The organism is Streptococcus sp. 4155, from assembly GCF_013276695.1.
Classification (GTDB): Bacteria; Bacillota; Bacilli; order Lactobacillales; family Streptococcaceae; genus Streptococcus; species Streptococcus pseudopneumoniae.
This window is the reverse complement of sequence record NZ_VMLM01000029.1, coordinates 1-22,312: the sequence shown is the minus strand read 5'-3', so window position 1 is coordinate 22,312 and position 22,312 is coordinate 1. Positions and strand designations below refer to the sequence as shown.

The window sequence follows — 22,312 nt, the reverse complement described above, 5'->3', positions numbered from 1 at the left end:
ATATAATGGGAAAATATTCGGAAAAGGAGACTAAAAATGAAGAAAAAATTTCTAGCATTTTTGCTAATTTTATTCCCAATTTTCTCATTAGGTATTGCAAAAGCTGAGACGATTAAGATTGTTTCTGATACCGCCTATGCGCCTTTTGAGTTTAAAGATTCAGATCAAACTTATAAAGGAATTGATGTTGACATTATTAACAAAGTCGCTGAGATTAAAGGATGGAACATTCAGATGTCCTATCCTGGATTTGACGCAGCGGTCAATGCGGTTCAAGCTGGTCAAGCTGATGCTATCATGGCAGGGATGACAAAGACGAAAGAACGTGAAAAAGTTTTCACCATGTCTGATACTTACTATGATACAAAAGTTGTCATTGCAACTACTAAGTCACACAAGATTAGTAAATATGACCAATTAAAAGGAAAAACTGTTGGTGTTAAAAACGGAACAGCCGCTCAACGTTTCCTTGAAAGTATCAAGGATAAATACGGTTTTACTATTAAAACATTTGACACTGGTGATTTGATGAACAACAGCTTGACTGCTGGTGCCATCGATGCCATGATGGATGACAAACCTGTTATCGAGTATGCCATTAACCAAGGGCAAAACCTCCATATTGAAATGGATGGGGAAGCTGTAGGAAGTTTTGCTTTCGGTGTTAAAAAAGGTAGCAAATACGAGCACTTAGTCACTGAATTTAACCAAGCCTTAGCTGAAATGAAAAAAGATGGTAGTCTTGATAAAATCATCAAGAAATGGACTGCTTCATCGTCTTCAGCAGTGCCAACTACAACTACTCTTGCAGGCTTAAAAGCTATTCCTGTTAAAGCTAAATACATCATTGCCAGCGATTCTTCTTTTGCACCTTTTGTTTTCCAAAATTCAAGCAACCAATACACTGGTATTGATATGGAATTGATTAAGGCAATCGCTAAAGACCAAGGTTTTGAAATTGAAATCATCAACCCTGGTTTTGATGCTGCTATCAGTGCTGTCCAAGCTGGTCAAGCAGATGGTATCATTGCTGGTATGTCTGTCACAGATGCTCGTAAGGCAACTTTTGACTTCTCAGAATCATACTACACAGCCAATACTATCCTTGGTGTCAAAGAATCAAGTACCATTGCTTCTTATGAAGATTTGAAAGGGAAGACAGTTGGTGTTAAAAACGGAACTGCTTCTCAAACCTTCCTAACAGAAAATCAAAGCAAATACGGCTACAAAATCAAAACCTTCGCTGATGGTTCTTCAATGTATGACAGTTTAAACACTGGTGCCATTGATGCCGTTATGGATGATGAACCTGTTCTCAAATATTCTATCAGCCAAGGTCAAAAATTGAAAACACCAATCGCTGGAACTCCGATCGGTGAAACAGCTTTTGCCGTTAAAAAAGGAGCAAATCCAGAATTGATTGAAATGTTCAACAACGGACTTGCAAACCTTAAAGCAAACGGAGAATTCCAAAAGATTCTTGATAAATACCTAGCTAGTGAGTCATCAACTGCTTCAACAAGCACTGTTGATGAGACAACTATCTGGGGCTTGCTTCAAAACAACTACAAACAACTCCTTAGCGGTCTTGGTATCACTCTTGCTCTAGCTCTTATCTCATTTGCTATTGCCATTGTCATCGGGATTATCTTCGGTATGTTTAGCGTTAGCCCATACAAATCTCTTCGCGTCATCTCTGAGATTTTCGTTGACGTTATTCGTGGTATTCCATTGATGATTCTTGCAGCCTTCATCTTCTGGGGAATTCCAAACTTCATCGAGTCGATCACAGGTCAACAAAGTCCAATTAACGACTTTGTAGCTGGTACTATTGCCCTATCTCTCAATGCAGCCGCTTATATCGCTGAGATCGTTCGTGGTGGTATTCAGGCCGTTCCAATTGGACAAATGGAAGCCAGCCGAAGCTTGGGTATCTCTTATGGAAAAACCATGCGTAAGATTATCTTGCCACAAGCAACTAAATTGATGTTGCCAAACTTTGTCAACCAATTCGTTATCGCTCTTAAAGATACAACCATCGTATCTGCTATCGGTTTGGTTGAACTCTTCCAAACTGGTAAGATTATCATTGCCCGTAACTACCAAAGTTTCAAGATGTATGCAATCCTTGCTATCTTCTATCTTGTAATTATCACACTTTTGACTAAACTAGCGAAACGCTTAGAAAAGAGGATTCGTTAATGGCAAAATTAAAAATTGATGTAAATGATTTACACAAAAGCTACGGAAAAAATGAAGTTTTAAAAGGAATTACGACTAAGTTCTATGAAGGAGATGTCGTTTGTATCATCGGTCCTTCAGGTTCTGGTAAGTCAACTTTCCTCCGTAGCCTTAATCTTCTAGAAGAAGTTACTAGCGGTCACATCACTGTGAACGGTTATGACTTAACAGAAAAAACAACCAACGTTGACCACGTCCGTGAAAATATCGGAATGGTTTTCCAACACTTCAACCTCTTCCCACACATGTCTGTATTGGACAACATTACTTTTGCTCCTATTGAGCACAAGTTGATGACTAAGGAAGAAGCTGAGAAATTGGGAATGGAGTTGCTTGACAAGGTTGGGCTAGCAGATAAGGCTAAGGCCTGTCCAGATAGCCTGTCAGGTGGTCAAAAACAACGTGTAGCCATCGCTCGTGGACTTGCAATGAATCCAGACATCATGCTCTTTGATGAACCAACTTCTGCCCTTGACCCTGAGATGGTCGGAGACGTACTAAACGTTATGAAAGACTTGGCTAAACAAGGCATGACCATGATTATCGTAACCCATGAGATGGGATTTGCTCGTCAGGTTGCCAACCGAGTTATCTTTACTGCAGATGGTGAATTCCTTGAAGACGGAACACCTGATCAAATCTTTGATAACCCACAGCACCCACGTCTGAAAGAGTTCTTGGACAAGGTCTTAAACGTTTAAACTCAAACTGTAAGGATTTCCTTGCAGTTTTTTTCTACCTCGTATTGGATTTTTTGATTTTTCGGAAAATTATGTTAGAATTAAGTTTATGAAATGAGGTTTCCTCATACCTAGCAAGACTAGGAATAAAAATAGAAATTAGGTAGCTAGATGTCATCTAAGGTTATTGTTACAATTTTCGGTGCGAGTGGAGACCTGGCTAAACGCAAGCTCTACCCTTCCCTATTTAGACTATATAAATCCGGCAATCTTTCCAAACATTTTGCCGTCATTGGAACTGCCCGTCGTCCTTGGAGCAAGGAATATTTTGAATCTGTTGTCGTCGAATCGATCCTTGATTTGGCAGATAGTACCGAACAGGCTCAAGAATTCGCTAGCCACTTCTACTATCAAAGTCATGATGTCAATGATACAGAACACTACATTGCTCTACGTCAATTACAGGCTGAATTAAATGACAAGTACCAAGCTGAACACAACAAGTTCTTCTTCTTGTCTATGGCTCCTCAATTCTTTGGAACCATTGCCAAACACCTCAAGTCTGAAAACATTGTCGATGGCAAAGGTTTTGAGCGCTTGATCGTTGAAAAACCATTTGGTACAGATTACGCAAGCGCAAGCAAGTTGAATGACGAACTCCTAGCAACATTTGACGAAGAACAAATTTTCCGTATCGACCATTATCTTGGTAAGGAAATGATCCAAAGCATCTTTGCAGTTCGCTTTGCAAACTTGATTTTTGAAAACGTTTGGAACAAGGATTTTATCGACAATGTTCAAATTACCTTTGCGGAGCGCTTGGGTGTAGAAGAACGTGGTGGCTACTATGACCAATCCGGTGCCCTCCGTGACATGGTCCAAAACCACACTCTACAACTTCTTTCGCTCCTCGCCATGGACAAACCAGCAAGCTTCACAAAAGACGAGATTCGTGCTGAAAAGATTAAGGTCTTTAAAAACCTCTATCATCCAACTGATGAAGAACTCAAAGAACACTTTATCCGTGGGCAATACCGCTCTGGTAAGATTGATGGCATGAAATACATCTCTTATCGTAGCGAGCCAAATGTGAATCCAGAATCAACAACTGAAACCTTTACATCTGGTGCCTTCTTTGTAAACAGCGATCGATTCCGTGGTGTTCCTTTCTTCTTCCGTACTGGTAAACGTCTGACTGAAAAAGGAACTCATGTCAACATTGTCTTTAAACAAATGGACTCTATCTTTGGTGAACCACTTGCTCCAAACATTTTGACCATCTATATCCAACCAACAGAAGGATTCTCTCTCAGCCTAAATGGGAAGCAAGTAGGAGAAGAATTCAACTTAGCTCCGAACTCACTTGATTACCGTACGGATGCGACCGCAACTGGTGCTTCTCCAGAACCATACGAGAAATTGATTTATGATGTCCTAAATAACAACTCAACTAACTTTAGCCACTGGGATGAAGTTGGTGCGTCATGGAAATTGATTGATCGTATCGAAGAGCTCTGGGCCGAAAATGGTGCCCCACTTCATGATTATAAAGCTGGAAGCATGGGACCTCAAGCAAGCTTTGACTTACTTGAAAAGTTTGGTGCCAAATGGACTTGGCAACCAGATATCGCCTACCGCCAAGATGGTCGTTTAGAATAAAAAAAATCCTGCAAGTTTGTACCTTGCAGGATTTTTGCTTCTGATTAGATTAAGCCTTCTAAGAGGCCTTTCATAAAGTTTTCTGAGTTAAATTCTCCAATATCATCGATTTTTTCACCAAAACCAATCAATTTTACAGGAATATTAAGTTCTTCTCGGATAGCTAGAACCACACCACCTCGAGCAGTTCCATCAATCTTAGTCAAGACAATTCCTGTTAAAGGAGTGATTTTTGAAAATTCTTTGGCCTGTACCAGGGCATTTTGACCTGTTGATGCATCAAGTGCCAAAAAGGTTTCATGCGGAGCTTCGGGCACAACACGTTTGATGATACGACCAATCTTCTCCAACTCAGACATGAGGTTGTCCTTGTTTTGCAGACGACCAGCGGTATCAATCATGAGAATATCAATACCTTCAGCCACGGCACGTTCCATTCCATCAAAGACCACACTGGCTGGGTCAGCTTTTTCAGGTCCAGTCACAACTGGAACGTCCACACGACGGCCCCATTCGGCAAGCTGGGCTACTGCCCCTGCACGGAAGGTATCTGCTGCAACCAACATGACCTTCTTGCCAGCTTGTTTGTAGCGGTGGGCTAGTTTTCCGATAGAAGTTGTTTTCCCAACACCATTAACACCGACAAAGAGCATGACTGTCAAGCCATTTTGGAAGTGGATACTTTCATCATAGTTTCCATCCTTTTCATAAAGCTCAACCAATTTCTCAATGATCACACGGCGTAGTGCGTCGGGTTTCTTGGCGTTTTCAAGCTTGGCTTCGTAGCGTAGCTCCTCGGTTAAGTTAGAAGCCACCTGGACACCAACGTCACTCATGATCAGCAGTTCTTCCAATTCCTCGAAAAATTCTTCGTCAACAGAGCGGAAGTTAGCAAAGAAGGCATTCAATCGTGCACCGAATCCTGTACGAGTTTTCTTGAGACTACGGTCATATTTTTCCTGAACGGTTTCTTCTGATTGAAGCGTTTCTGGTTCAAGCACTTCAGAACTATTTTCTTCTACAGTTCGTTCGTGCTCAGGATTATCTCCCTCTGAGACTTCTTCTGAGTTTGGAAATTCTTCTATTTCTTCTTGAGAAACCTCTACAGTTGGCTTTGAATCCATACTTTCTTCAACTGTATCTTGGATTTCCTCTTCTTGGAGCACAGCATCTTCAGCAACTTCTACTACTTCTTGAGAAACTTCCTCAGCTTCTGTCAAGGTAGGCTCAATGTCTTCAGACAAATCAAGATTTTCCAGAGCTTCTTTTACAACTTCTTCGATTTTAGGTTCTTCTTTTTTTCCGAATAGACGGTCAAATAATCCCATATCTTAGTTCTCCTTTAGCACATATTCTTCGATAGCCCAGGCGACAGCTTCCTCATCATTAGTCATTGGAGTTACCACATTTGCGACTGCCTTAACTTCAGGAACAGCGTTTTGCATGGCAACACCGAGCCCTGCCCATTCAATCATAGAAAGATCATTGGCCTCATCACCACAGGCCATGACTTGGCTTTGGTCGATTCCAAGATGGCTGATTAGTTTTGCCAAGCCTGTTGCTTTATGAACATTCTTTGGTGACCACTCTAGCAACATTTCCCGTGATTTAAAGATTTCATATTGGTCAAACAATTCTGGAGAAATCTTCTGAATGGCTGCATCCAATGGTTCTTGAGCAAAGGCAGTCACACACTTATTGTAAGTCATTTGACTAGATAAGTCTTCAAAGTCCACTGGAACAAAGGTCAAAGCTGGATTGAATTTGGCATACAAACTTTCTTGGTCCGATTGGATTTGATAAACAGTTCCTTCTGAGATAGCATCAAGAGGCAGTGATAATTTCTCTGTCTCCTCATACAAGCGTGCCACATCATCATATGAAAAGACTGTTTTATCAAGGATTTCACCTGTATTCTTCTGAACCAAACCACCATTAAAAGTAATCGTATACTCATCTTCCTGACCGTCAGTCCCTAGCTCATGGAGAAAGAAATCCATGGCTTTTAAGGGACGACCAGTTGTCAATACGACCTTGATACCACGATCACGCGCAGCTTTCAAGGTTGCCTTGGTGCGATCCGTCAACCTTTTATCAGTAGTCAGCAAGGTCCCATCCAAGTCCAATGCAATCAATTTTATATCTGCCATTATAAGCCCTCCATATAAGCTATAACCGACTGGTCTTTATGGTGACCAATCACAGTCTCTGCTAATTCTAAAATTTCTGGTCGTGCATTTTCAGGAGCCACAGGATGTCCCACAACCTGCATCATATGCAAATCATTTAGATTGTCTCCAAAAGCCATAACCTGATCCATTGTGATACCAAGTTTTTTAGCTAATTCAACAATAGCCACACCCTTATCGACATAATCCAGAACAATATCAATGGATTCAAAGCCAGTTGTCATGGCCTTAACACCAGGGACATTTTCATTGACCCAAGTTTCCCCAGCTTCTAGCGTTTCTTCTGTGAAGTTGGTTGTAAATTTGAAAATATCATCTGTGATAGCTTCCAAACTCGCTACTTTTTGGATATTTTCATTATAGTGCTGGCTCTCTTTCAAATAGGTTGCATCAACCGTATCTAGCACATAAGAACCCTTCTTACCCGTCAAGAGCAATTTATTGATATCTACATAAGGTGACGTTTTCAGCTTTTCAAAAGTTGCCAGATAAAACTCACGAGACATAGTCGCTTCATACAAGTCCTGACCTTGATACTCTACTAAACTGCCATTTTCCGCGATGAAAATAATGTCATCACGAACATCAGCAAATAATTTTTCTAGAGATAAAAATCCGCGCCCCGAAGCCACCGCAAAGTAAATCCCTTTTTCCTTGTAAGAAACCAAGAGAGACTTGAGGCGGTCCATATCAAAGCGTCCATTCTCATCTAGGAAGGTTCCGTCCATATCCGTTGCTACTAGTTTAATCATAAATTCTTCATACTCCAATTAATAAATCCACCTTCTATTATACCATAGAAAAAGCAAATAGCGCCTAATCCATTTGAGATTAGACGCTTGATAAACTCCCGACTTTATCACTTAATTTTTATCCAATATTACTTAACCCTTTAGTATAACTGGATTTTTTCTAAATTCCCAAACTAACTTCCACCGCCAATAAAAGTTGAAATTAATCTGATAAAAATCGAAAAAACAAGTGGAATTCCAAGTCAGAGTAAGTTCCACTTGTTTATCGTCCAATAACAAGGAAGAGATGCTCGTCTTTCAAAATTGTCTTAAAGGTTTCTTCAGAATTGAGCCTGTATTCAATAGCCTTCCCTAGTTCTGAACCCTGTAAAACTGACTGGATCCGGCACCAAACAAAGAAGTCTTCCATTCAGGGTTGGAGCTTTTCTTGACGTTTCTGTAGTCGTTCATCAATCGACAATGTATCCCATCAATAAGCTAAGCCTTTAGCACCTAACGATGATTTCCCCACTTGCTTGGGCGTCGCTTCAAAAAACTCCTTTCTCACATGTGCCCAACAACCAACAAGTGCAGCTTCTTCCAGTTGACGATAAGCGGACGAGCATCTCGCAGTTTACCAAGCTTAGCATCGCTTTGCTCCTAAACCTTGGACTGCTATCGCATAAGCAGAATAAGCTCCCTGAGATTCCTGCACTACTAAACCACTCCGTCGCTGATCATGATGGTAAAGCGTGATACCTTGTTGCTCATCTTTCCCTGACAAAAAAGTCTAATAATAGGTCTGCTGGCTATCACTTTTTAAGACCCAATAAGAGGTTTCTTTCGGATGAGGAAGAGGTTGTTATAGAAACTTTTCTTCTATAGTTACTTATCTTATAAAAAACATGTTATAACATAGTATATTGACATTGAAATAGTACACCGTTGTTTCTAAAACATTGTTAGAAATTGGTTTAACTTCCCCAATAAATTTGTTCAATTTTTATTTCATTTCGCTATAAATCGTAATATACTTTGATTTTCTCAAATATTATGTTATCGCAACTTCTCAAAAGTAAAATATTATTATTTAATCCCTATTAAATATATCTCTTGTATAAACTTTTTCTAATACATCAGACAATTCATCTGAAATTCTATTTGAAATAATAACATCCGATGTTTTTTTAAATTCTTACAGATTCGTTACAACTTTAGCATCAAAAATCTCTTTTGAAGACAAAAACGGTTCATAAATAATAATATTTACATTATATTTCGTTAATTGTTTAATCACATTTTCAGTTGACGAATCACGAATATTATCAGAATCTTTTTTAGCTAGCAAACGATAAATGCCTACATTGTATATATTATTTTTTGTTATTTGTGTTGCTATAAACTCTGATCTTTTTTGGTTACTTAATACAATAGAATCTAACAAAACAGTTGGAAGGCCTTCACATTCACTTAACATATGTTTTGTATCTTTAGGTAAACAGTATCCTCCATAACCAAAACTAGGATTATTGTAAAATTCTCCGATTCTTTCTTCAGAACAAATTCCTTCAATGATATTTTTAGTATTTAACCCTTTCATAATGGAAAAACTATCAATTTCATTGAAGAACGCAATTCTCATTGCAAGGTATGAATTTGAAAATAACTTAATTGCTTCAGCTTCAGCTGAATTTGTCAGTAGAATCGGGGCAACTTCATTTAACGAGAACTCCGATAATAATCTTCCAAATCTTTGACAATATTCAGCTCTCCCTCCCAAAATAATTCTAGATGGAAATAAGTTATCTAATAATGCTTTTCCTTCACGCAAAAACTCTGGAGAAAAAATGATCCGATCTGTGTGAAATTTTGTATTCAAATAATTCGTAAATCCGATTGGCACTGTAGATTTTATAACTATATATGCAACAGGATTAATACTTAGGCAATCAGCTATAACTGATTCTATACCCTCAGTATCTAATACTCCTTTATTTTCATCAAAGTCTGTTGGTATTGCTATTATGATACAATCAACTTTTTCAAAGTACTTCTCATCATAAATACAAGCTTCGAATTTCAAATCTTTATTTAAAAAATATCTCTCCAACTCATAGTCGATAAATGGACAAATTTTATTATTAAGCTGTTCGACTTTCTGTAAATTAATGTCTAATCCAACCACGTCATGTTCCTGAGATAACAGGACAGATAAAGTCAAACCGACGTACCCCATACCAACTGTAGTTATTTTCATAATAGACCTTCTACTACTTTCTTATCTGTTTACATTCAGCGCACCCACTTGATTTAGTTTTTTTAAACCTAATTTATAAGTGGTTGGATTTAATTCATAGGTAATGAACTTTCTATTTTTCTTAAAAGCACACAAAGATGTAGTCGCTTGCCCCATAAACGGATCCAACACAACATCACCTTCCAGAGAATAAATATCAATAAGTTGATTGACAATTTGTTCTGGAAAAGCTGGTGGTCTTGTAGAATAATCCCAAGGTATATTCCAAATGCAGTCAATAAATTTAGTGCCCTCAATGTTTCTATCCCACACTATAAATTCTGACTTTTTCTTAAAAATCAATATGTATTCATAGTTATTTAGAATCAAAGACTCATTATTCGAATAACTTGAAGGATATTTTTCAACTTGATTTTTGATATATGAAGTATTATTCAAATTCCATATTATTGTCCCTTCAATATAGAAATTATGCTCCGCAAAGAATTTTTCAATTTCATGTTTGATATCGTAATACATATTTTGATTTTTTCTGCTAATTTCTACAGAACTGCAAATATTGATGCAAATTGTTCCTGTTTCTTTTAATATTTTACTACATCTTTCCCAAACACTATTTAGACTCTGAATATAGCCTTTATATGTTTCTGTTAACCCAATCTGATCATCGTGTTGATAATCAACTAAATTAAAATATGGTGGAGAAGTGATTATTAAATCAACAGAATCATTTTCTACATCTTCCATAGCTCTGGAATCACCTAAATAAGCCTTATTCTCTGTTTTCATGTTTTTTACTCCTTTTAGTTTTTTCTATTAACATATACGAGATTAATATCATTACAATCATAAAACAAGAAATCAATAAGATAGTTATTCTCATATTAAATATTTGAATTCCTACACCAATTATCGGATTTACCAACATTGTAACAAGACTAATTGAAAAGGATAGTCCTGATATAACTGTTGCTCTTGAATTGTCATCAACCCAAAGATGTAACATCTCCATGATAATAGGATCAAGAATATCTATGATAATGTACAACAGTAGAAAACTAAATATAAATGTGGCATTGAAAGGCAAAATTTGAAAAATAATGGAAATCATTAGTATCAATGATAGCAGCATAATTAATTTAGAAACTCTTATTTTTGATATTTTATAAGCTTGAGTTGCTACTATGCCACCAATGATACTATAAATCATAAACATAGCTCCATTAATAGATGTAGAAAATCCTATTTTAGAAAAATAATCTGGTAATAAAGCAAATACTACGTTAATTGCTGAGACAATAACCGTAGTAAAAGCGAGCATGAAAAGAATTTTAGTAGATTTTAGCAACCTATGAAAAACTGAAAATAATTCTTTAAATTTCGGAACACCATTTTGATTAAGATCTTCTATAGAGTGTTTCTGATTATCTGGAATAGATATGATGATTATCATTGAACCTATAAGTGTAAAAGATTGTATAAAATATGGTAAACATCTTGTAATGCTATATAAACCACCTCCTATAAATGTAGCAATCCCCAAAGTCAGAGCGCTGATTAATTGTAACTTTCCTCGTATTTTCCCATAACTCTCCTCCTTGCCTTCACTTCTTAGAGATTCAAAAAACAAGGCATCATCAGCTCCACTTAAAAAAGCATTTCCTACTCCTTCTAAAACAAATGCACCTAGTATAACATAGTAAACATAGTCCTTCATTAGCAAGATTGATGAAAGAGTTAATAATGGAGTAATTGATAACAGAACTAGTCCCAATAGAACGATTTTCTTCTTACTAAACCTATCTCCTAAAATTCCGGAGGGAATCTCTGAAACTAATTGTGAAAATAGAAAAATAGATTGAAAAAATGCAAATTGTACTAAAGATAATCCCAAAAACTGAACAATAAAGATAATATTTACTATTCTAGTAAATCGTAAATTTGTAAAAATGATATATAGATAATATTTTAACTCTGATGAAATTTTATTGCTTCTCATACCACATTCCTTCTAATTCATCTTTTACTAACCAAAAATTATCAACATCAAAAGATTTAAAAATAGCTTCCAATTCTATTCTATTCATAAATTCATGAAACAATGGATCAGATTTTCTAGTTTTATTCAAAGATGCTGATTCAAAAATACCTATTTTCCCATTATTACTCCTATGCATGCGATTTCTACAACTAAGAGATGGCATATCTATATATATTTTGGGATATATTTTATTACTGATTCTCCAGGCTTTGCCAATTGCTTTACACTGACTTAACTCTTCACAAACTATAATTTCTTCAAAATTTTCTTCAAAATATTCTGAAATGAATTCTGGTAAATACGAAATGATTGATCTACGAAAATGAAGTAATAGTTCTGGTCCAAATACAATATTCTTTGCACTAGGCACTAAATCATACAAACCTTTTAATTCATCATCACTAAAGTTATGTTTTTTTAATATCTTATCAATCATTTTATAAGATAAATCTCTTCGAATTATTTTTATTTCAATGCCTACACGTTTTCCTAGCTGTTCAAAAAATATTTCTAAGCGTTTAACAAATTGTTGCCATCTTTCTTTTTCACAATCATCTTTACATGATTCAATAGGTGTATCCACATATATTGCACAATTTAAATTTTTCATGATGGCCTCATTAATAGGCATCAGTATATCAAAGTAAAAATTGATAGCCAGATTATCAATTTTTGCATCACAGCGATCAATACAAGCCCCCCCAACAACAAGACTGTTATTTGGAGAAAAATTACTTGTTTCATCAAAAACTATTAAATTATCCCTAAAACTAGCATCATAATTTAAGTCATTTAATGAAATTATCTGATTTAAATCTTTTTTATACATTTTTTTTCACTAGTAAATTGGAAAAATCAATATCTTCAATCACAGGCATGTATTATCTTCCTTTCAATAGTCCTTTTTCAAGCATAATTCTAATAATTGAACGAATACCGCTCTCTTCCTTATATTGAATTTCATTTTTTGATTCATACACCGAACCTTCATTAATATATGATATTATATTGTCGAAGATTTCTTCTTTATATCTTGTACTAATATTAGAAAATGCTTCTCTTACTTTAGTCACACCTTCACTTTCTTCAAGTAACTCATCTGTTGAAAATAAATATCCATACTTAGATAAGGTATTACAATTCCCAGAGATTTGATTATATTTTTCAAGCAATAATGCCTGAGAATAATTTGAAGGCAAAAAATAATGTGGTTTTAAGCCTAATTCTAAACTCTCTAAATAAAATGTCAAACCAGGTGTTGTAAATATCCTACTTGCTTCACATGACGCTGATAGAAACTCTTTATGGGACATTACTTTAAATGTAACATTGTAGTCAAAACGGTTGTTTGATTCAATCCATTTTTTCTGCGTCATGTTACAAGCACAATCAATCTCATATTTATCAATATTAGGTATTTTTGAAAAAAGTTTTAGATAAAATAACATGTACTTTTTGAAAAATACATCATTTTCATATGGAGTAACTATACCAGCGAAATTTAATAGAATTTTATTGTTTTTGAAATCTTTTGTTTTTGTTATTCCTTCCGTATTAATAATAGGATTTATTGTTTGGATATTCTTATACTGCGATAAATTATTGGGATCAATAAAAGCATTTTGAACAAAATAAATATCATATTCGTTAATCCCATCTAGGGGTTTTTCCCACATCCAACTTAGACTATCAACAAATACACTTTTTACATTTAAATTTGTATCTCGTTGAATTTTAGGAATATTCAGATTCATAACATTAATTAAGAGTTCATAATTCTTAATATCTACTATTTTCAAAAAGCTTTCAGACCTAATTTCATCAGTATCACACTCGATGTATTCTAATCTATTACCAAAGTTGGTCTTAAAAAAATTTATAGATTCTCCATTTCCGCAAAATGTAATCTCTTTATATCCCATCTTCAATAGCTCTTTGATAATAGAATATAATTTGGAAGACGGACCAAAACCAAAATTTGTAGTTACTGTCAAAATTCTCATAACAATCACCTAATAAATATATGCTTTTCTATGTACTTTAATATTTTTAACCATTCAAGTTTATCTGGAAACTCATCTTCAGAATCATAATAAATAACATGAACCTGAGTACCTGTTGTGTGTAAACCTTCATACAATGGTGTTTTTGAACCGATTCTTTTGTTAATTCCTAAGACAATAGGAATAGAGTGCGCTGAAGCCCAACCAAGTTCCACAGCACATCCATAACTATTATTTGGAAAAGTAATATATACATTACTTTGTTTCAGTATCGAATAATCTCTAAGGGTACATTCTAAAGAATCTGCAATCTTTTTGCCAAATTCTTCTTCCTCTAGAGCACAAAACACATTATGACCATACGATCTCAAATCAGAAATAATCCCCTTAATTCTGGACTTTGTCGCAGTTTCTAACGGACTTTTCAAGTTCGGATTAATTATTCCTGTGATTGGTGTACCTAAAAAAATATCCATTGTTATTCATTCCTTTCTTTCGTTTCATTCAATGCACAACACTGAGTTAAAAAGTATTGTGCTCTTTGTTTAAAACTATAATATAAAACGTGAAAACATATCACTATTACAAATCGCGACGAGGCGATTAAGTGAGTGCTTCAGCCAATACATTTGAAAAAATCCATCATTATAACTGTAGTTCATCCTATTAGGTACAACCAACTGTGACCATAATACTAAAAAAATCAAAGAGAAAACTAGGAAGCTTGTCTTGTACATCTCAAAATACTGATTTTATAATGAAGATAAGACTAGAATGCTAATTAATAGATTTACAGATAAATATCTGATATCTTGTATTGCTTTACGATTTCTTAAGATTATAATTAGTAAATTTATTATTAGATAAGCGACTTGTTTATAAAAAGAAATAGGCCTTTCTCAAATTTGGTGAAGGAATACTCCTCGTGTTTCAATTACTCAAAATTAGAGTAAATAATAAATATATTACATTTATATTTTTTCAAACTTTCCCTCACAATTATTTATTAAATTGAAGAAACATCTACTAATAGCTATTCCCCCATTCTGAATAATAAATAGCTTAAGATAATAGCTTTGAAGTAAAGTATCCTCGTTAAAACAGATCTCTCCTTCAACTACTTTAGTTCCAATATTTTTAAAACGTATTCTTTTCAACTCTGGTGAGGTATTTGATGACTTTTCTACATATGTTGGTAGCTGTACTCCTAAGTAAACATCTCCTCTATGTTGTGGAGTAATAACAATCTTATATTTTATTCTTAATCTTTCTCTATCATAATTATCACACATAAAATCTACTTCTGGCATGCCTGTCATTGAAGTATTTTTATCACCGCACCTATAACAATAGAAAGAATTAATATTGAATAAATTGTTAGTTTCTGGAATATAGTTGCAACCAACACCCGAACTTCCACAACAACATATTTTTTTGAAAATACTACTTTCATCAATTATAGACCTAAAAATATTATATCGATCAAATTCGAAAAGCTCGTCATTTTGGTTCTGAATCATTATTTCAGCTATCTTTTTAGAAATAGGATTTACTCTATTTATTAAATTTTGTTCAAAATTTAAATATTTTTCTTCTGTCACTCCATAGGTACCTCTGCGTGTCATTTGCATGTAATCTGCTAAAACATTATTAGATAACTTTTTTACCTCATGTTCACTACTTAATAACCCAGACGAAACATATGAAGCAAGTCGCGATAAAATCATTTTGCTACTTTGGGTTAATCGGACAATCCCATTTATATTTTCAAGTGATTGATCTACTTTTCTAGTATTTGGGAGTCCAATATTAACAATTGAAACAAACGGCTGTACATCATTTAATTTATTATGAAGTTTGGTTCCAATATTTGTCAAATTTGAATCTGAAAAAATTTCATATATCTCTGGATTATCAATCGATTGAACAGCAATAGAAGCAACAATATTTCTTGCTATTCCATCGATAGCATCTAATGTTAAGTTGAATCTAGAATCATACAATCTACAATCATTAAACGGAAAATTACTACAAGATAATAAAAATAATGTTTCAACATTTATAGAGCTAATACGTATTGCTTTACTCTCATCCTTAAAAAAAGATTGCCCTTGATGGCCCCAAGAAGGAGCAAATTTTTCTTGTTGAGGAATTAATTTATTAAAACCATGCAAAGTGAAATCAGCTAAATTTAGATGATCTTCTTTTCCATGTCCATGAAAAACTAATTCTGACCAAGATTTTTCTTCCAAAAGATTTTTTATATTTTCATTTTCAAGCCTTTTTATATCAAAAATATCCCATTTGTTTTTTGTTTCACTAAATTCATTTAACTTTTTATGCGAAAAGACTGCTTTTCGTACTTCTTTTTCACTTTTTGAGTAAAACTGCTTTCCTATCATCCAAGACAATGAAGATAGATCTCTTCCTGTCAGTATGTACAGTTCAATATTATTTTTCTTACAATATTCTAATATAGTCAAAATTTTATATTGCGAAAAATCTTTATATAGTCCTATTACTACCAGATTTTCTATGTTTATCATCTCATTTAAAGAGGTCACCCACTTCTTACAAAATAACCTACAGTTTTTATAAAACTCTAAATCAGAAGATAGAGTGATCCCTGCATCGCATTGGTAAATTGGCGTTGTTTTATAGCATTCGGAATATTCATTGTTAATTCGCTTGATATTATGAAGTAAATCTTCTCTTTTGTGGTCAACAAAAATAGGAATTTCTCCTTGAAAATTTAAACCCATAGTATTAAAAGCATTCGAATACTCTTGTACATTATTTGATATTTTAAATAAATTCTGTTTTTTCAATTAAAGCCTCCCAAATTATAAATACCGTATTTTATACTATGTATCTATAAAATCTTAAGTCTTTAGAATATTCTAAAGACTTAAGTGTACACTTAAGCATTTTACCCACCAACAATTATAATAATATCCATCACCAAAACCAAAATCGGCAAAAATTTTGAAATTTTCTTCATACTCGGACTTCCTTTCCGTTTTTATTTATTGTACAATAAATAAAAACGGATTTAATTTTTGTTGGGAAAATGGGAAATTATGAAATCAAAACTTGGCATCACACTTAGAAAAGTTCGTAAAGGAAAACAAATTAGTCTATGCTCTGTAGCAGATGAACAGCTTTCAAAATCTCAAATATCTAGATTCGAACGTGGGGAATCAGAGATATCTTGTATTCGACTTATCAATATTTTAGACAAATTACACATTACTTTAGATGAGTTTCTTATTTTACATAATGAAGATTATACTAATGCTGAATTATTCGCTAATTTGGTTCAATATATTCGTAAGCAATATTCATCACATAACATCAAAAATATAGCTGCTCTACTTTCTGACTCATCACATTACACTTTAAATTCTTTCGATAAAACAATGATAAAATCCATTCTACATACAATGGATTCCAGCATTATTCCATCAAATAAAGAATTACTTCAATTGACAGATTATCTCTTTAAAGTTGAAAAATGGGGTTACTATGAAATCACTTTATTAGGTAACTGTGTACGAACAATAAACTACAACTCCTACTTCCTATTAACAAAGGAAATGTTGAACAATTACATCTACTCTTCGTTGAATAAAACAAATAAGCGAATTGTCACTCAATTGGCCATCAATTGTCTAATTCTTAGCGTAGATAAGGAAGAATTTTCAAACTGTACTTGTCTAATCACCGAAATAAAAGCATTATTAGATAATGAATTAAACTTTTATGAACAGACAGTTTTTCTCTATGCAACTGGTTACTTTGAATTTAAGCGTCATTTAGATAGCGGAATTGAAAAAATGAAACAGGCCATACAAGTCCTTGATATTTTAGGAGAAAACAAGTTAAAATTACACTATACTAGCCATTTCGATAAACTGGTAAACAAAGAATAGATGAAATGATTCTCTACTATTTAACATTTTACAAATCAAGGGTGTCTCCATAAACTCGCAACATCTCTAATGATTTTACCCTGATAGCAATAGACAGTTAAAAAGCCCTGAAATCAGCTAAATTTCAAGGCTTTCTTTATAGGCTATTGTATCAATTTACTTATTCCGATTTCTGTTGCTACTAGTTTAATTGTCATCCTTCAATACCTTCTAAATCTTTTAACTTAACTGAAACAATTTTTGAGACACCTGACTCTTGCATGGTCACTCCATAGATGGAATCAGCCGCTGCCATGGTTCCTTTACGGTGGGTCACAACGATAAACTGGCTGTCCTTGTCAAATCGATTGAGGTAATCCCCAAAACGTTTAACATTGGCTTCATCCAGCGCAGCTTCCACCTCATCCAAGATGACAAATGGAATGGTCTTGACACGAATAATGGAGAAGAGCAAGGCAAGAGCTGATAAGGCTTTTTCCCCACCACTCATGAGATTAAGCGACTGGATTTTCTTACCTGGAGGTTGAACAGAAATCTCCACACCAGCTGTTAAAAGGTCGCCCTCAGTCAATATCAAGTCTGCCTGACCTCCGCCAAACATCTGTTTGAAGGTCACTTTAAAGGACTCACGAATGGCTTCAAAAGTTGATTTAAAGCGTTCCTTAACCTCATCATTCATCTCTGTAATGGTCTCAAGGAGCAGGTTTTTCGCTGACAAAATATCATCTCTCTGGCTATTTAGGAAATCCAGACGGCTGTGAACTTCTTCGTACTGGTCAATAGCTTCCAAGTTGACTGGACCCAGTGAGCGAATAGCCTTCTCCAAATCCTTAACCTTTTGCTCTGCCAGATTAAGATTTTCCAATTCATGTGCCTTTTCTAGTGCTTCAGTATAACTAATCTGGTACTGGTCTGTTAATTGGCTTTGTAAATGGCGTAAGCGCTCGCTGACCTTTTCTTTCTTAGCTTCAGCACGTGTTTGCTTGCGAATCCATTCCTCATTCTGTTGGCGAGCCTGATCCAAATGACTAGCAATATCATCCAGCTGGCCTTCAATATCATCCAACTCAAACTGCTTGCGAATCAAACCTTGTTGGAGGTTTGTTTTCTGAGTTTTGGCTTCTTCTACCTGTTGACTGAGCAAATTCGTATCAACTTTCTCAAGATTGTCAACCTTTTCTTGAAGAAGACGCTGGATTTCCTCTTGTTCTATATCTAAATTGTCCAATTCTTTGCCTAAACGTTCAATATCAGCAACTTCATAACGTTTTTGCCCTTGCAGTTCTGTCTTAAGCAAGCGAGCTTGCGCTACCTGTTCTTGCAAGTTCTGATAACGTTCTTGGATGGCATTTTTGTTAGACTTAATCTCTTCAATCTCAGCTTCTAGATTTTGCTTGTCACTGGAAATAGTAGCAAGGCGTGCTTGGCATTTTTCCTTATCTGCTTGCCAATCTCCCTCAGAAAGACGATCTAATTCCTCTTCTTGGAGTTTCCAAAGAGTTTCTAATTCTTCGACTTGCTGACTGGTCTGCTGATAAGCGAGGGACAAGCCCTGCTCCTGAATACGAGCCTGCTCACCCTGAGATTTGATGGCTTCTAATGATTCGGTCAATCTAGCCATCTCGTCTTGCAAGTTCTTCAAACTCGCTTCTTCTGAACGTAAGCTTACTTCTTCTTCAGCAATTTCTTTTTGCAATTGCTCCAGTTCTGGCTTGATAAAAATACTGTTATTCTGACGATTGGCTCCACCTGCATAGGAACCACCTGTGCGTAGCTCTGTCCCGTCCAGTGTCACCATGCGAACCTGATAACGAACCTGGCGAGCTGCTGCACGAGCATGTTCTACTGTATCAAAGATAGCTGTTATAGCTAGCAAATTCTTGAAAATAGCTTCCAACCTATTATCGAATGTCACCAACTCATCTGCCATCCCAAGGAAACCTGGGCTTCCAGCGATAGCACCTTGGTTCTGACTAGAAATCGTACGCGCCTTGATCGTTGTCAAAGGAAGGAAGGTTGCACGACCTGCTCTGTTTCGTTTGAGGAAATCAATCGCCTTAGTCGCCGCGTTCTCATCTTCTACAATGATGTGCTGACTGCTTGCTCCAAGCGCAATTTCCAAGGCAGTTTGATAATGCACATCAAAGGTCAGGTGCTCACTAACAGCACCAATAATACCACCAAGGCGGACTTTTTCTTGGAGAACAGTCTTAACACCTGCATAAAAGTTACTGTGATTTCTAAGGATATTTTCCAAACTTTGAGCTCTGGCCTGCTTGTTTTTGAGATTATCCAGACGGTCAAATAGTTGACTTTGTTGAGCTTGATAGGAAGATTTCTGCTCCTCTTGCTCCTTGGCAATAGCTTGGTAGTCAGCCAATAATTTTTGAACCTGCTCCTTAGCAGTTTCAAGCTCCGCCTTTTGCTGACTAGCCTTCTCTTTAGCTGTAGCCAGCTGTTCTTTGAGTTTTTGTAATTGATCTGCTTGTTTTTGAGAAAGCTGACGACTATTTTCCAACTCATTCTCGATGCGGGTCAGTTGGTTTGAGACATCCGCTTCTTCTTGTAAAAGAGCTACAAAGCGTTCGCGTAAGAGCTCAATCATTTGATCAGGATCATCTGAAAAAGCTAGCAATTCAGCTTCTAAACGATTGAGTTTTTGATTATTTTGGACTAGATTTTCCTCTAACAGAGCTAAAGAGCTTTCTTTATCAGATTTTTCTTGGCTGAGTAAATTTCTCTTATCCTCCAAAGCAGCCAAACGAGCTTGTGCTTCCTGTTGATTGAGGGCTACTTGCTCAGATTCTAATTTCGATAGGGCTAATTTTCTCTCTAAATCACTAATCAGACTGGTCAAATCCATCAAACTGCCTTGGTCTTTAGCCATTTCAGCCTGTAAATCTTGGCGTTGCTTTTTAAGAGTTTGATTTTCTTCTTCTAATTTTTCACGCTTTTGGTAATAGCTTGTCAAGAGTTCCTGAACCTGTACCAACTCTTCTTCTGTCGACCCTAGTTCAGACTTATTTTCCTTGATTTGAGCAACAAGGACATCCAAGTAAATAGCCTTGCGTTGACCTTCCAAATCTAAAAACTTACGAGCATTTTCTGCTTGCTTCTCAAGAGGCTTGATTTGATTATCCAACTCATAGATAATGTCCTCTAAGCGGTCTAGATTATCCTGAGTTTGTTGCAATTTGCTCTCAGTCTCTTTTCTACGAGTTTTGTATTTCAAAACTCCAGCAGCCTCTTCAAAAATAGCTCTGCGTTCTTCAGGCTTGGAGTTGAAAATTTCCTCAACCTTCCCTTGGGAAATGATAGAGAAGGAATCTCGTCCCAATCCAGTATCCAAGAAAAGATCATGAATATCACGCAGACGGACTTTCTTGCCGTCAATCTTGTATTCGCTATCTCCACTACGATAGATATGACGTTCTACCCTGATTTCTTGTCCTGCATCCTTGATAAATCCGTCATGATTATCCAGAGTCACAACTACAGAAGCATAATTGAGCGGTTTGCGACTTTCAGTTCCAGCAAAAATGACATCCGGCATCTTGCCCCCACGGAGACTCTTAACACTTGACTCCCCCAAGGCCCAACGCAGACTTTCTGTAATATTGGACTTTCCAGATCCATTTGGTCCAACAACCGCCGTCACACCTTGGTCAAAGACGACCTTGGTCTTGTCAGCAAAAGACTTGAATCCCTGAATTTCGATTTCCTTTAAATACATGAATCCAGCCCTTTCTCAACGGCATTTTTGGCAGCTTCCTGCTCTGCTAATTTCTTAGAACGACCTTGGCCTTGACCAATACTCTTACCTTCAACAAGAACTTCTACATCAAAAACCTTATCGTGGGCAGGCCCTGTTTCAGAAATCACCTGATAACGAATAGCTACATCCCCATTGACCTGAAGTAACTCTTGGAGATGGGTTTTGTAGTCTGTAATCATCTCAAACTCGCCTGCTTCAACCTTAGGAATCATGACTTGATAGATAAATTTCTTGACCTTGGCCACATCCTTATCCAAAAGGAGGGCACCAAGAAAGGCTTCAAAGGCATCACCAAGAATGGTGTCACGATTGCGACCACCAGATTTTTCTTCCCCTTTACCAAGTTTGATAAACTGATCAAACTGGCAATCACGCGCAAAACCAGCCAAACTCTCCTCACGGACAATCATGGCACGGAGTTTAGACAAGTCACCTTCAGGCTTTTTAGGATATTTTTTATACAGATATTCTGAAATCAATAACTGTAGAACAGCGTCTCCTAAAAATTCCAAGCGTTCATTGTGTGAAATTTTTAAGAGGCGGTGCTCATTGGCATAACTCGTATGAGTAAAGGCAGTTTCCAGTAACTTTTTGTCTACAAATTCGATTGCAAAATGGTTCTTTAGTACAGTTTGTAATTCTTTCATACCAACCTCTTTCTAACTGATAACAGTCCTTTTTATTATATCAAAAAAAGCCTCCTGAGTCACTCTAAAACGGAACTGGAGAGCATTTGGGAATTCTTTAAAAAGAGATTTTCAGTTTTTGGGTTAAACTTGGGTCAGAATCAAAACCACCAGTGTG

Annotated in this window: 18 protein-coding genes; 4 read left to right on the top strand and 14 right to left on the bottom strand. The window is 35.8% G+C overall.

Translation table 11 applies throughout. The features are described from left to right. The first annotated feature begins 36 nt into the window (after positions 1-36). The 3 genes from HT715_RS03955 to zwf all read left to right on the top strand — a co-directional run bounded on the left by HT715_RS03955 (position 37) and on the right by zwf (position 4,580). A complete protein-coding gene (locus tag HT715_RS03955; RefSeq protein WP_023936214.1) occupies positions 37-2,202 on the top strand; it encodes an ABC transporter substrate-binding protein/permease in 2,166 nt (721 codons plus the stop codon). Continuing rightward, entirely contained in the window at positions 2,202-2,942 is a 741-nt protein-coding gene (locus HT715_RS03950) for an amino acid ABC transporter ATP-binding protein (protein WP_001096326.1), read from the top strand. Before HT715_RS03955 ends, HT715_RS03950 begins: the two co-directional genes overlap by 1 nt. Positions 2,943-3,092: 150 nt before the next feature. After that, positions 3,093-4,580 carry a glucose-6-phosphate dehydrogenase gene (zwf, locus tag HT715_RS03945; RefSeq protein WP_138707187.1) on the top strand — a complete coding sequence of 496 codons (1,488 nt, stop codon included), beginning with the start codon at positions 3,093-3,095 and terminating at the stop codon, positions 4,578-4,580. Positions 4,581-4,624: 44 nt separating this feature from the next. Here the strand turns inward: zwf and ftsY are convergent, their stop codons facing one another. The 12 genes from ftsY to shp3 all read right to left on the bottom strand — a co-directional run bounded on the left by ftsY (position 4,625) and on the right by shp3 (position 16,802). Beyond that, complete coding sequence (gene ftsY / locus HT715_RS03940; RefSeq protein ID WP_138707188.1) at positions 4,625-5,908, bottom strand: signal recognition particle-docking protein FtsY; 1,284 nt, start codon at positions 5,906-5,908, stop codon at positions 4,625-4,627. Positions 5,909-5,911: 3 nt separating this feature from the next. Beyond that, positions 5,912-6,730: a Cof-type HAD-IIB family hydrolase gene (locus HT715_RS03935; RefSeq protein ID WP_000763444.1), complete on the bottom strand. Its 819-nt coding sequence runs from the start codon at positions 6,728-6,730 to the stop codon at positions 5,912-5,914. Next, positions 6,730-7,521: an HAD family hydrolase gene (locus HT715_RS03930; protein WP_025170661.1), complete on the bottom strand. Its 792-nt coding sequence runs from the start codon at positions 7,519-7,521 to the stop codon at positions 6,730-6,732. Before HT715_RS03930 ends, HT715_RS03935 begins: the two co-directional genes overlap by 1 nt. Positions 7,522-8,143: 622 nt before the next feature. Continuing rightward, a complete protein-coding gene (locus HT715_RS12240) occupies positions 8,144-8,284 on the bottom strand; it encodes a hypothetical protein (protein ID WP_212750423.1) in 141 nt (46 codons plus the stop codon). A 411-nt stretch (positions 8,285-8,695) separates the two neighbouring features. Beyond that, positions 8,696-9,757 carry a nucleotide sugar dehydrogenase gene (locus HT715_RS03915; RefSeq protein ID WP_240148189.1) on the bottom strand — a complete coding sequence of 354 codons (1,062 nt, stop codon included), beginning with the start codon at positions 9,755-9,757 and terminating at the stop codon, positions 8,696-8,698. A gap of 21 nt (positions 9,758-9,778) precedes the next feature. Then, the gene (locus HT715_RS03910; RefSeq protein WP_000846118.1) at positions 9,779-10,546 is read right to left on the bottom strand and encodes a site-specific DNA-methyltransferase; all 768 of its coding nucleotides are present in this window, start codon (positions 10,544-10,546) and stop codon (positions 9,779-9,781) included. Next, the gene (locus HT715_RS03905) at positions 10,530-11,756 is read right to left on the bottom strand and encodes an MFS transporter (RefSeq protein ID WP_172922834.1); all 1,227 of its coding nucleotides are present in this window, start codon (positions 11,754-11,756) and stop codon (positions 10,530-10,532) included. Before HT715_RS03905 ends, HT715_RS03910 begins: the two co-directional genes overlap by 17 nt. Continuing rightward, positions 11,743-12,627: a hypothetical protein gene (locus HT715_RS03900; RefSeq protein ID WP_240149818.1), complete on the bottom strand. Its 885-nt coding sequence runs from the start codon at positions 12,625-12,627 to the stop codon at positions 11,743-11,745. Before HT715_RS03900 ends, HT715_RS03905 begins: the two co-directional genes overlap by 14 nt. A gap of 52 nt (positions 12,628-12,679) precedes the next feature. Continuing rightward, entirely contained in the window at positions 12,680-13,801 is a 1,122-nt protein-coding gene (locus HT715_RS03895; RefSeq protein ID WP_001221832.1) for a hypothetical protein, read from the bottom strand. A 5-nt stretch (positions 13,802-13,806) separates the two neighbouring features. Continuing rightward, positions 13,807-14,277: a hypothetical protein gene (locus HT715_RS03890; RefSeq protein ID WP_000350878.1), complete on the bottom strand. Its 471-nt coding sequence runs from the start codon at positions 14,275-14,277 to the stop codon at positions 13,807-13,809. 495 nt (positions 14,278-14,772) lie between these two features. Then, positions 14,773-16,629, bottom strand: coding sequence for a hypothetical protein (locus HT715_RS03885; RefSeq protein ID WP_000744515.1), 1,857 nt, complete (start codon positions 16,627-16,629; stop codon positions 14,773-14,775). Positions 16,630-16,730: 101 nt separating this feature from the next. After that, positions 16,731-16,802 (bottom strand): peptide pheromone SHP3, encoded by a 72-nt coding sequence (gene shp3 / locus HT715_RS03880; RefSeq protein WP_001812431.1) that lies wholly within the window; start codon positions 16,800-16,802, stop codon positions 16,731-16,733. 79 nt (positions 16,803-16,881) lie between these two features. Here shp3 and HT715_RS03875 point away from each other — a divergent pair, with 79 nt between their 5' ends. Then, positions 16,882-17,733 carry an Rgg/GadR/MutR family transcriptional regulator gene (locus HT715_RS03875; RefSeq protein ID WP_172922833.1) on the top strand — a complete coding sequence of 284 codons (852 nt, stop codon included), beginning with the start codon at positions 16,882-16,884 and terminating at the stop codon, positions 17,731-17,733. Positions 17,734-17,926: 193 nt separating this feature from the next. On the opposite strand, the gene smc is transcribed toward HT715_RS03875, so the two are convergent. Together smc and rnc are read right to left on the bottom strand one after the other, a co-directional pair. Beyond that, positions 17,927-21,466, bottom strand: a complete 3,540-nt coding sequence (gene smc / locus HT715_RS03870) for a chromosome segregation protein SMC (RefSeq protein ID WP_138704667.1) — start codon at positions 21,464-21,466, stop codon at positions 17,927-17,929. Further along, on the bottom strand, positions 21,457-22,155 hold the full coding sequence (gene rnc, locus HT715_RS03865) for a ribonuclease III (protein WP_023940209.1): 699 nt from the start codon (positions 22,153-22,155) through the stop codon (positions 21,457-21,459). The genes smc and rnc overlap by 10 nt, the downstream gene beginning before the upstream one ends. Positions 22,156-22,312: the final 157 nt, after the last annotated feature.